Source organism: uncultured Escherichia sp. (genome assembly GCF_948475835.1).
GTDB lineage: Bacteria > Pseudomonadota > Gammaproteobacteria > Enterobacterales > Enterobacteriaceae > ECMA0423.
The window spans coordinates 1-10,924 of record NZ_CAOLGM010000140.1; the positions used below are offsets into that span (position 1 = coordinate 1).

10 protein-coding genes, 2 tRNA genes and 1 riboswitch are annotated in these 10,924 nt (G+C 47.7%); of the genes, 10 read left to right on the plus strand and 2 right to left on the minus strand.

The features are described 5' to 3' along the window. Window positions 1-317: 317 nt before the first annotated feature. The 7 genes from pduF to ldtA all read left to right on the plus strand — a co-directional run bounded on the left by pduF (window position 318) and on the right by ldtA (window position 6,670). Window positions 318-1,127 carry a propanediol diffusion facilitator PduF gene (gene pduF / locus QZF50_RS20220; RefSeq protein WP_001000035.1) on the plus strand — a complete coding sequence of 270 codons (810 nt, stop codon included), beginning with the start codon at window positions 318-320 and terminating at the stop codon, window positions 1,125-1,127. Between the two features lie 202 nt (window positions 1,128-1,329). Beyond that, complete coding sequence (pocR, locus tag QZF50_RS20225) at window positions 1,330-2,244, plus strand: regulatory protein PocR (protein WP_000622048.1); 915 nt, start codon at window positions 1,330-1,332, stop codon at window positions 2,242-2,244. 88 nt (window positions 2,245-2,332) lie between these two features. After that, window positions 2,333-2,508: riboswitch (cobalamin riboswitch) on the plus strand. 217 nt (window positions 2,509-2,725) lie between these two features. Further along, the gene (locus QZF50_RS20230; RefSeq protein WP_000849054.1) at window positions 2,726-3,163 is read left to right on the plus strand and encodes a hypothetical protein; all 438 of its coding nucleotides are present in this window, start codon (window positions 2,726-2,728) and stop codon (window positions 3,161-3,163) included. Between the two features lie 133 nt (window positions 3,164-3,296). After that, window positions 3,297-3,842 (plus strand): bifunctional adenosylcobinamide kinase/adenosylcobinamide-phosphate guanylyltransferase, encoded by a 546-nt coding sequence (gene cobU / locus QZF50_RS20235; protein ID WP_000973159.1) that lies wholly within the window; start codon window positions 3,297-3,299, stop codon window positions 3,840-3,842. Beyond that, a complete protein-coding gene (gene cobS / locus QZF50_RS20240) occupies window positions 3,839-4,582 on the plus strand; it encodes an adenosylcobinamide-GDP ribazoletransferase (protein ID WP_001297350.1) in 744 nt (247 codons plus the stop codon). The genes cobU and cobS overlap by 4 nt, the downstream gene beginning before the upstream one ends. An 11-nt stretch (window positions 4,583-4,593) precedes the next feature. Then, entirely contained in the window at window positions 4,594-5,673 is a 1,080-nt protein-coding gene (cobT, locus tag QZF50_RS20245; RefSeq protein WP_001193798.1) for a nicotinate-nucleotide--dimethylbenzimidazole phosphoribosyltransferase, read from the plus strand. Window positions 5,674-5,734: 61 nt separating this feature from the next. Beyond that, on the plus strand, window positions 5,735-6,670 hold the full coding sequence (gene ldtA / locus QZF50_RS20250; protein ID WP_290388963.1) for a L,D-transpeptidase: 936 nt from the start codon (window positions 5,735-5,737) through the stop codon (window positions 6,668-6,670). A gap of 55 nt (window positions 6,671-6,725) precedes the next feature. Here the strand turns inward: ldtA and QZF50_RS20255 are convergent. Further along, window positions 6,726-6,801, minus strand: a tRNA-Asn gene (locus tag QZF50_RS20255). A gap of 326 nt (window positions 6,802-7,127) precedes the next feature. Between QZF50_RS20255 and nac the strand changes: the two genes are divergently transcribed. Continuing rightward, window positions 7,128-8,045, plus strand: a complete 918-nt coding sequence (gene nac / locus QZF50_RS20260) for a nitrogen assimilation transcriptional regulator NAC (RefSeq protein WP_001011461.1) — start codon at window positions 7,128-7,130, stop codon at window positions 8,043-8,045. A 101-nt stretch (window positions 8,046-8,146) separates the two neighbouring features. Next, on the plus strand, window positions 8,147-9,097 hold the full coding sequence (gene cbl / locus QZF50_RS20265; RefSeq protein ID WP_001011007.1) for an HTH-type transcriptional regulator Cbl: 951 nt from the start codon (window positions 8,147-8,149) through the stop codon (window positions 9,095-9,097). A gap of 37 nt (window positions 9,098-9,134) precedes the next feature. Here cbl and QZF50_RS20270 read toward each other — a convergent pair. After that, window positions 9,135-9,210: transfer RNA gene (locus tag QZF50_RS20270), tRNA-Asn, on the minus strand. Window positions 9,211-9,370: 160 nt separating this feature from the next. Here QZF50_RS20270 and yeeO point away from each other — a divergent pair. After that, window positions 9,371-10,858 carry a toxic metabolite efflux MATE transporter YeeO gene (gene yeeO, locus QZF50_RS20275; protein WP_023142104.1) on the plus strand — a complete coding sequence of 496 codons (1,488 nt, stop codon included), beginning with the start codon at window positions 9,371-9,373 and terminating at the stop codon, window positions 10,856-10,858. Window positions 10,859-10,924: the final 66 nt, after the last annotated feature.

Genomic DNA, 10,924 nt, shown 5'->3' on the forward strand with positions numbered 1-10,924 from the left:
GTTTAATCGCGAGTAATATTTCGTTGAGTTTAGTTCGAGGAAGGAACTGTGATATTTGTTTCAATTTTATTATATCATGATGTCAATTTTTTATTGTGAAAGTTTGACAGTAATTATTACTTTCAACACTGATTAACGCTGTGTTGCATGATTCGGCAATGACAATAATTTGTTATGTTAGCACGATTTTTACACGAGTCTGTCATGCATGTTGGCAATATTTTCTGCAGAGCAATTTTTTATAGTTGCGCTCGGTATACACAACAATCAGCGCATAGTTGGCTGATAAAGAAAAACTCCGTAAAGAAGGTGTCACTATGAATGATTCACTCAAGGCGCAATGCGTTGCCGAGTTTTTAGGCACCGGACTGTTCCTCTTTTTTGGCATCGGTTGTTTGTGCGCCCTGAAACTTGCCGGGGCAAGTCTGGGACTGTGGGAAATTTGTATCATTTGGGGGTTAGGGATTTCGCTTGCTGTTTACCTTACGGCAGGTATTTCCGGCGCTCATCTCAACCCGGCTGTTACCATTGCTCTGTGGCTGTTTGCCTCTTTCCCAGCCCGTAAAGTGCTGCCATTTTGTGTGGCGCAATTAGCGGGTGCCTTTGGTGGTGCGGTTCTGGCATATTCTCTATACAGCAGTTTGTTTACCGATTTTGAATCTGCTCACAATATGGTGCGTGGTAGTGCAGAAAGTTTACAACTCGTCAGTATCTTCAGTACTTATCCGGCAGCGGCGATTAATGTATGGCAAGCTGCGTTGGTCGAAGTGGTCATAACGTCCATGTTAATGGGGTTGATTATGGCGTTGACCGATGACGGTAATGGCGTACCCAAAGGACCGCTTGCACCTTTACTTATTGGTATTCTGGTTGCTGTTATTGGTGCTTCTACCGGACCATTAACCGGTTTTGCCATGAATCCAGCGCGTGATTTTGGACCTAAGATTTTCACCTGGCTTGCGGGGTGGGGAGAAATTGCGATGACTGGTGGACGCAATATTCCTTATTTCATTGTACCCATTATTGCACCGATCATTGGGGCATGTGTTGGTGCGGCGATTTATCGCTATCTCATTGCAAAGAATTTACCTGTCAATAGTGTTACACCTAAAGGAATTAGCGAATAACGAAATACTCTGGCAGTTATAAACATTTATTTTTTTACTGTTTGTGATCTGCTTTCCGAACTTATTAAAAAGTCTCCCGCTTCACGGAGGCTTTTGTTATTGTCCTTTGTGCTTCTCGTCAGTAAATCATCAGGGATGATGTGAAGATTAAATGTAAAACAATTGTTTTGCTATAACAATAAATTAACTGGGAGGTTTTATCATGATTTCTGCGGCGACACTTAATTCAGAACTCATTAATAAAATCGCGCAGGATTTTGCGCAGGCGACCAGCCTTGCGGTTGTCGTGGTCAATATTCACGGCGATGAAATTTCCGAGCTGTTTAACTTCACTCCATTTTGTCAGATGATGCGGCAACACCCTCAGCTAAGCACTCGATGTCGCATGAGCGATCGTTGTGGGGGCCTGGAAGCCTCTAAATCCGATCAGCCTTGTATTTATCGCTGTCATGCCGGATTAACCGATTTCTCTATTCCACTGGTAATCGCCGGACATTTAGTCGGTTTTGTATTGTGCGGGCAAGTTCGTCTGCGTAATGATGATGTCGATTTGGTCGATATTCTGAATGTCGATGATTGCTGGCAGGCAGATCCCGAATTACTTAATGAATTCCGCAAAGTTCCTGAGATGGATTACTCAAGAGTTATGGCCTCTGCTGATTTGTTGAAGTTGATTGTGGAAAATTGCCTCAAAAAACAACTCAATTTTGTGGTTATTAAAGAGAACAAATCTCGGTCAGATTCGGTGCGCCAGACTCGTGCGCCTAATCCCCACGACAATAAAATGAAAAAAGCTTTACGCTATATTGATGCGCATTTATCAGACGATTTGCGTCTGGAAGATGTCGCCTCGCACGTTTATCTAAGTCCTTATTATTTCAGTAAGTTATTCAAGAAATACCATGGAATCGGTTTTAATGCGTGGGTAAACCAACAACGGATGGCCAGCGCTCGTGAGTTACTGTGCCATAGTGACTGGAGCATCGCCAGCATTGCGCGTAATTTAGGTTTTTCGCAAACCAGTTATTTTTGCAAAGTTTTCCGTCAGACTTATCAGGTTACGCCGCAGGTGTATCGACAGCAAGTGAGTGAAAATGCGGCGATGGAAACGGTATAGAATAAATGCTAAAAAAAGGGAAGGTTTAAATAAACGCTGGAATGAATAATTAACGTTATTTACGTGTTATGGGAAAAGTGAAATCAGCTCATAACATACGCTGACAGGTGTGGCACATTTGTGCCTGGGAAGAGGGTGAAAATCCCTCGCAGCCCCCGCTGCTGTAATGCTGACAAACCCGAAAATGCCACTGATCGCGAGATTGGGAAGGTCGGGTGAGGATGACGCTAAGCCAGAAGACCAGTCTGTCAGTCAATACCAACAACTTCGGTGGGAAGTGGGTTGCCCGGAAGCGTCCGGTAGAGTACTGGCGCGTCTTTATACCCCTACCACCCTGAAAGGATCAGGGTATGGCGGCATCATTTAGTTCTTTCATCGCAGTGCCGACAGGCACCAGGGCTGCATTCAAGGTGTGGCAATATTGTTTCATGGCTTATCAACCAGACCGCCATTACAGGAAATTAAGTGGAGGGCGAGAGACATGAAAACGATAAAACCCGAATCGATAGCTCTTTTTTGCCTCTTATCTGGAGATGTGGATCTGGCGAAACATCTGGCTGAAATATTGCCAATAACCTGTTTTGTTGGTGAGGACTGGCAGCAAGATTTCCAGCCTCTTGATGGTGGGCCTGTGCAATCGTTATCAGATGCGTATAGCGATTATTCAGTGCTGCTATTGATAGCAGCTGAAAGCGAGATATCCGTACCAGAATGGCTCGCTCATTCTGAGGGAACGACGGTAATTTTGATTGCAGAACACAATGCCCGTTTGCTGACTGGTCCGGCTGGTGGGGCTGTAGCATTAATCCATTATCTGAATGAAATCTGTCATTCCAGAGAAACCGCTGTCAATGACGCATTTTGTCAGACGTTAACACGAGGAAGTCTGGCTATTCCACATAGCCATCTTCTTTCGTAATGGATTGAGAATGCTGGATTTTTAATTATATTACGCGCAGTATTAATCGCGTAAATGTTTTGCGGTCAGCAACGGTGGGGGATCCATTGTTCTGTTCAATGAATACCATCATACAATTGAATCAGGAGTCGGTATGATGATTTTGGTGACGGGGGGCGCACGGAGCGGGAAGAGTCGCCATGCAGAGGCGCTTATTGGGGACTCTTCACAGGTTCTGTATATCGCCACCTCACAAATCCTTGATGATGAGATGGCTGCACGGATAGAACATCATCGGCAAGGCCGCCCGGCGCACTGGCGCACGGTGGAGCGTTGGCAACATCTTGATGAATTAATTCATGCAGACATTAACCCGCATGAGGCTGTATTGCTGGAATGCGTTACCACCATGGTGACTAATCTGTTGTTTGATTATGGCGGCGATAAAGACCCTGATGAATGGGATTATCAGGCGATGGAACAGGCGATTAATGCTGAGATTCAGTCGTTGATTGCTGCCTGCCAACGTTGTCCCGCAAAGGTTGTATTAGTGACTAACGAAGTGGGAATGGGGATTGTGCCGGAGAGTCGTCTGGCACGACATTTTCGTGATATTGCCGGGCGGGTAAATCAGCAGCTGGCCGCTGCGGCAAATGAAGTATGGTTGGTGGTTTCGGGTATTGGAGTAAAAATCAAATGAGTAAATTATTTTGGGCGATGCTCTCTTTTATTACGCGTCTGCCTGTACCGCGTCGCTGGTCCCAGGGACTGGATTTCGAGCATTATTCTCGCGGTATTATTACTTTTCCTTTAATTGGATTATTGCTTGGCGCGATTAGCGGGCTGGTCTTCATGGTGCTGCAGGCATGGTGTGGCGTACCACTGGCGGCACTGTTTAGCGTGCTTGTGCTGGCGCTGATGACCGGGGGATTCCACCTGGACGGCCTCGCCGATACCTGTGATGGCGTATTTTCTGCACGTAGCCGCGATCGCATGTTGGAAATCATGCGTGATAGCCGTTTAGGCACCCACGGCGGTCTGGCATTGATTTTTGTGGTACTGGCAAAGATTCTGGTGTTAAGCGAGTTGGCTCTGCGTGGCGAACCGATCCTTGCATCGCTGGCGGCAGCATGTGCGGTCAGCCGCGGGACTGCCGCATTATTGATGTATCGTCATCGTTATGCCCGGGAAGAAGGGCTTGGCAATGTGTTCATTGGCAAAATTGATGGGCGACAAACCTGCGTCACACTCGGCTTAGCCGCTATTTTTGCTGCCGTATTATTGCCGGGTATGCATGGTGTGGCTGCTATGGTGGTGACGATGGTGGCGATTTTCATCCTCGGTCAGCTTCTCAAACGTACGCTGGGCGGGCAAACCGGCGATACGCTGGGAGCTGCTATAGAGCTTGGTGAACTGGTCTTCCTGCTGGCACTGCTATAAAGAGACGTGACATGCAAACACTTGCCGATTTACTGAATACGATCCCTGCCATCGATCCTGCCGCGATGTCGCGTGCACAACGGCATATTGACGGGTTACTCAAACCTGTTGGTAGCCTGGGAAGGCTGGAGGCGCTTGCCATACAACTGGCAGGAATGCCGGGGTTGAATGGCATACCGCATGTGGGCAAAAAAGCGGTACTGGTTATGTGTGCCGATCACGGCGTCTGGGAGGAAGGGGTCGCTATTTCCCCAAAAGAAGTGACAGCCATTCAGGCTGAAAATATGACCCGCGGAACAACCGGCGTGTGTGTGCTGGCAGCACAAGCGGGCGCTAACGTCTACGTAATTGATGTTGGTATTGATACTGCTGAGCCTATCCCCGGGCTTATCAACATGCGTGTTGCTCGAGGTAGTGGCAATATTGCTTCAGCTCCGGCAATGAGTCGCCATCAGGCAGAAAAGTTGCTTTTGGACGTCATATGTTATACGCGGGAGCTGGCAAAAAACGGTGTTACGCTGTTTGGTGTAGGTGAACTGGGGATGGCAAACACGACACCGGCAGCGGCAATAGTCAGCACAATCACTGGCCGGGCTCCTGAAGAAGTGGTTGGGATTGGCGCAAACCTGCCGACAGATAAACTGGCTAATAAAATTGATGTTGTGCGCCGGGCGATTACGTTGAATCAACCAAATCCGCAGGATGGCGTTGATGTCCTGGCAAAAGTGGGTGGATTTGATTTGGTCGGAATGGCTGGCGTGATGTTAGGCGCTGCTTCCTGCGGTTTACCCGTGTTGCTGGATGGATTTCTTTCTTATGCTGCCGCGCTCGCAGCCTGCCAGATGTCTCCTGCAATCAAACCGTATCTCATTCCTTCTCACCTGTCGGCAGAAAAAGGGGCGCGTATTGCGCTGTCGCATTTGGGGCTGGAGCCTTATCTCAATATGGAGATGCGTTTAGGTGAGGGGAGTGGCGCAGCTCTGGCGATGCCCATCATCGAAGCTGCCTGTGCGATATATAACAACATGGGCGAACTTGCTGCCAGTAATATTGTTCTACCGGGGAATACGACTTCTGATTTGAACAGTTAAAAACGAAAAGTCTGATAAAAGCTATACTTAACGGATAGCTTTCGCGACTTAGGAAAGGGACATGATGCGTCGTGTAAATATTTTTTGCTCATTTGCTCTGCTTTTTGCCAGCCATACTAGCCTGGCGGTAACTTATCCATTACCTCCAGAGGGTAGCCGTTTAGTGGGGCAGTCGTTTACTGTAACTGTTCCTGATCACAATACCCAGCCGCTGGAGACTTTTGCCGCACAATACGGGCAAGGGTTAAGTAACATGCTGGAAGCGAACCCGGGCGCTGATGTTTTTTTGCCGAAGTCTGGCTCGCAACTCACCATTCCGCAGCAACTGATTTTGCCCGCCACTGTTCGTAAAGGGATTGTGGTTAACGTCGCTGAGATGCGTCTTTATTACTACCCACCAGACAGTAATACTGTGGAAGTCTTTCCTATTGGTATCGGCCAGGCTGGGCGAGAAACCCCGCGTAACTGGGTGACTACCGTTGAACGTAAACAAGAAGCTCCAACCTGGACGCCAACGCCGAACACTCGGCGCGAATATGCGAAACGAGGGGAGAGTTTGCCCGCATTTGTTCCTGCGGGCCCCGATAATCCCATGGGGCTGTACGCGATTTATATTGGCAGGTTGTATGCCATCCATGGTACCAATGCCAATTTTGGTATTGGGCTCCGGGTAAGTCAGGGCTGTATTCGTCTGCGCAATGACGATATCAAATATCTGTTTGATAATGTTCCTGTTGGGACGCGTGTGCAAATTATCGACCAGCCAGTAAAATACCCCACTGAACCAGATGGCTCGAACTGGCTGGAAGTTCATGAGCCGTTGTCGCGCAATCGTGCAGAATATGAGTCTGACCGAAAAGTGCCATTGCCGGTAACCCCATCTTTGCGGGCGTTTATCAGCGGGCAAGAAGTTGATGTAAATCGCGCAAATGCTGCGTTGCAACGTCGATCGGGAATGCCTGTGCAAATTAGTTCTGGTTCAAGACAGATGTTTTAAGAGCGTTGGTAATTAGAAAGCAAAAAGCCTGCTAGAAAGCAGGCTTTTTTGAATTTGGCTCCTCTGACTGGACTCGAACCAGTGACATACGGATTAACAGTCCGCCGTTCTACCGACTGAACTACAGAGGAATCGTGTGAACGGGGCGCATATTAATGGCAGTGCATGGTGATGTCAAAGGGTGAAATGCATTTTTTTGTTTGTTTGCTGTCAATTTCAACAAAGTGGTGAGCTTTCAATCTTATTGGGTAATGAACCATCGTGGTGCATACCCTCCTTTTATAGGGCAGGGGAACGCGACAGCTGATTAAAGGAGCAAATGACGAATCTATCATAATCTCTTATTTGACAGTTGGTTAGCTTGTACATCAACGCCAAAATAAAACTGGCAAGCATCTTGCAATCTGGTTGTAAGTAATGGCGGCACTTGGGCCGATTCTTAAAAACCGGAGGCAACATGAACTTCAGACGCCTGAAATACTTCGTAAAAATTGTAGATATTGGTAGCCTGACCCAGGCTGCTGAAGTATTGCATATCGCACAACCAGCGCTCAGCCAGCAGGTTGCCACACTGGAAGGTGAGTTAAATCAACAACTTTTGATCCGTACAAAGCGGGGCGTTACGCCAACAGACGCCGGAAAAATTCTCTATACCCATGCGCGGGCCATTTTACGTCAGTGTGAACAGGCCCAACTGGCGGTGCATAACGTTGGTCAGGCATTATCGGGGCAAGTCTCGATTGGCTTTGCACCAGGAACCGCTGCGTCATCCATCACCATGCCCTTATTACAGGCGGTTCGCGCTGAATTTCCGGAGATCGTTATCTATCTTCATGAAAATAGTGGTGCAGTGCTTAACGAAAAATTGATAAATCACCAACTCGATATGGCGGTGATTTATGAGCATTCCCCTGTGGCTGGTGTATCCAGTCAGGCTTTGCTGAAAGAAGATCTTTTTCTGGTAGGTACTCAAGATTGCCCGGGGCAAAGCGTTGATGTGAATGCTATTGCGAAAATGAACCTCTTTCTCCCCAGTGATTACAGTGCTATTAGACTTCGTGTTGATGAGGCTTTTTCCCTACGGCGACTCACGGCAAAAGTTATTGGTGAAATTGAGTCTATTGCCACGCTTACCGCAGCGATTGCCAGCGGCATGGGCGTTGCAGTATTACCCGAATCGGCCGCGCGTTCGTTATGTGGCGCAGTAAATGGGTGGATGTCACGCATTACCACTCCTTCCATGAGTCTCTCTTTGTCATTAAATTTACCCGCCAGAGCGAACTTATCGCCACAGGCACAGGCAGTGAAAGAGTTGTTAATGTCAGTGATTAGTTCTCCAGTGATGGAAAAAAGGCAGTGGCAATTGGTGAGCTAAGTGTTATATCGGAATGGAATAAGATGCGGGTTTTTATTATTTGTTATGCCGGGCATTAGACTTTAACAATAACGGGAAATCTGAACTGCCCGGAGTTTACCGTGAATTTCCAACAACTAAAGATAATCCGCGAGGCTGCACGTCAGGATTACAACCTGACAGAGGTTGCGAATATGCTTTTTACCTCACAGTCAGGCGTCAGCCGTCATATTCGGGAACTGGAGGATGAACTTGGCATCGAAATATTTGTTCGACGAGGTAAGCGACTGCTGGGCATGACTGAACCGGGCAAAGCATTACTGGTCATTGCAGAACGTATTCTGAATGAAGCCAGTAATGTTCGTCGGCTTGCAGACCTGTTTACCAACGATACGTCTGGCGTTCTCACTATTGCAACGACGCATACTCAGGCACGTTATAGCTTGCCAGAGGTCATTAAAGCTTTTCGCGAACTTTTCCCGGAGGTTCGGCTCGAGCTAATCCAGGGGACGCCACAGGAAATTGCGACATTGTTGCAAAATGGCGAAGCTGATATTGGTATCGCCAGCGAGCGTTTGAGTAATGACCCGCAGCTCGTCGCCTTCCCGTGGTTTCGTTGGCACCATAGTTTGCTTGTTCCACACGATCATCCCTTGACGCAAATTTCACCATTGACGCTGGAATCAATAGCGAAGTGGCCGTTAATCACTTACCGACAGGGGATTACGGGGCGCTCACGTATTGATGACGCATTTGCCCGCAAAGGTTTGCTGGCAGATATTGTATTAAGTGCGCAGGATTCTGATGTCATTAAAACCTATGTTGCTCTTGGGCTTGGGATCGGATTAGTTGCCGAACAATCCAGCGGCGAACAAGAGGAAGAGAATTTAATCCGTCTGGATACGCGGCATCTTTTCGATGCTAATACTGTCTGGTTGGGACTGAAGCGAGGACAACTTCAGCGTAACTATGTCTGGCGCTTTCTGGAACTTTGTAATGCAGGACTGTCAGTTGAGGATATCAAGCGGCAGGTGATGGAAAACAGTGAAGAGGAAATTGATTATCAGATATAGCAAAAAGCCCGCTATAAAAGCGGGCTTTTCAGAAATTTGGCTCCTCTGACTGGACTCGAACCAGTGACATACGGATTAACAGTCCGCCGTTCTACCGACTGAACTACAGAGGAATCGCTGTTGAGGCACATCTTAACGGCGAAAAATCTTTTGTCAAACCCGATTTTTAAATTCCCCAACTGTTTGCCGTTTCTATCAACAGTTTGTTGCATTTGCAGACAATTTGTTGGCGAAAATCTTTGCAGCTTTGCTGATTCTCCCTCATTATTTGAAATGTGGTTTCACTTTCTGCAATTAAGGTCGGCTTTGAATATCTCCTCTGCTTTACGCCAGGTTGTTCACGGCACTCGCTGGCACGCTAAACGCAAGAGCTACAAAGTGTTGTTCTGGCGCGAGATAACCCCGCTTGCTGTTCCTATCTTCATGGAGAATGCCTGTGTCCTGTTGATGGGTGTCCTGAGCACTTTTCTGGTCAGCTGGCTGGGAAAAGATGCGATGGCCGGCGTGGGATTGGCGGACAGCTTCAATATGGTCATTATGGCTTTTTTTGCTGCTATCGATCTTGGTACTACTGTCGTTGTGGCATTTAGTCTCGGTAAGCGGGATCGACGACGAGCGAGGGTGGCGACGCGGCAGTCATTGGTGATCATGACGTTGTTTGCCGTACTGTTGGCAACGCTTATTCATCATTTTGGCGAACAAATTATTGATTTCGTCGCGGGTGATGCCACGACAGAAGTTAAAGCACTGGCGTTGACTTATCTGGAGCTGACGGCACTCAGTTATCCAGCAGCTGCCATCACTTTGATTGGTAGCGGGGCACTTCGTGGTGCAGGGAATACGAAAATACCGCTACTGATTAACGGTAGCCTGAATATTCTTAATATTATTATTAGCGGCATATTGATTTACGGCCTTTTCTCCTGGCCGGGACTGGGATTTGTCGGGGCTGGGTTGGGTTTAACCATTTCTCGTTATATTGGCGCAGTTGCAATTTTGTGGGTGCTGGCGATTGGTTTTAATCCTGCGCTAAGGATTTCGTTAAAGAGCTATTTTAAACCGCTGAATTTTAGCATTATCTGGGAAGTCATGGGGATTGGTATTCCAGCGAGTGTCGAATCAGTGTTATTTACCAGTGGTCGGTTATTAACCCAAATGTTCGTTGCCGGGATGGGGACCAGTGTTATTGCCGGAAATTTTATCGCGTTTTCAATTGCGGCTCTTATCAACTTACCCGGAAGTGCGCTAGGCTCTGCTTCTACGATCATTACAGGCCGAAGGTTGGGGGTAGGGCAGATAGCGCAAGCAGAGATTCAGTTGCGGCATGTGTTCTGGCTTTCCACTCTTGGATTAACGGCCATCGCCTGGCTAACGGCTCCCTTTGCCGGGGTTATGGCATCGTTTTACACCCAGGATCCACAGGTTAAACATGTCGTTGTGATTCTGATTTGGCTAAATGCTTTATTTATGCCTATTTGGTCCGCCTCATGGGTGCTACCCGCTGGATTTAAAGGTGCTCGCGATGCCCGTTACGCCATGTGGGTTTCTATGTTGAGCATGTGGGGTTGCCGGGTTGTCGTCGGTTATGTGCTGGGCATCATGCTTGGCTGGGGTGTGGTTGGTGTCTGGATGGGAATGTTTGCCGACTGGGCTGTGCGGGCCGTGCTGTTTTACTGGCGAATGGTTACTGGACGTTGGCTGTGGAAATACCCTCGATCCGAACCGCAAAAGTGTGAAAAAAAGCCAGCTGTGTCGGAATAAACGACAAAATGCAGATTATTTCAGCAAACGATTTCAAATTTAAAAAACAGGCTTTGACATTATGGG

Coding starts and splice junctions, on each gene's coding strand:
- QZF50_RS20230 (WP_000849054.1), top strand. CDS start 2,726: ATGAAAACGATAAAACCCGAATCGATAGCTCTTTTTTGCCTCTTATCT.
- cobU (WP_000973159.1), top strand. CDS start 3,297: ATGATGATTTTGGTGACGGGGGGCGCACGGAGCGGGAAGAGTCGCCAT.
- ldtA (WP_290388963.1), top strand. CDS start 5,735: ATGATGCGTCGTGTAAATATTTTTTGCTCATTTGCTCTGCTTTTTGCC.
- cobT (WP_001193798.1), top strand. CDS start 4,594: ATGCAAACACTTGCCGATTTACTGAATACGATCCCTGCCATCGATCCT.
- yeeO (WP_023142104.1), top strand. CDS start 9,371: ATGTGGTTTCACTTTCTGCAATTAAGGTCGGCTTTGAATATCTCCTCT.
- cobS (WP_001297350.1), top strand. CDS start 3,839: ATGAGTAAATTATTTTGGGCGATGCTCTCTTTTATTACGCGTCTGCCT.
- pocR (WP_000622048.1), top strand. CDS start 1,330: ATGATTTCTGCGGCGACACTTAATTCAGAACTCATTAATAAAATCGCG.
- nac (WP_001011461.1), top strand. CDS start 7,128: ATGAACTTCAGACGCCTGAAATACTTCGTAAAAATTGTAGATATTGGT.
- pduF (WP_001000035.1), top strand. CDS start 318: ATGAATGATTCACTCAAGGCGCAATGCGTTGCCGAGTTTTTAGGCACC.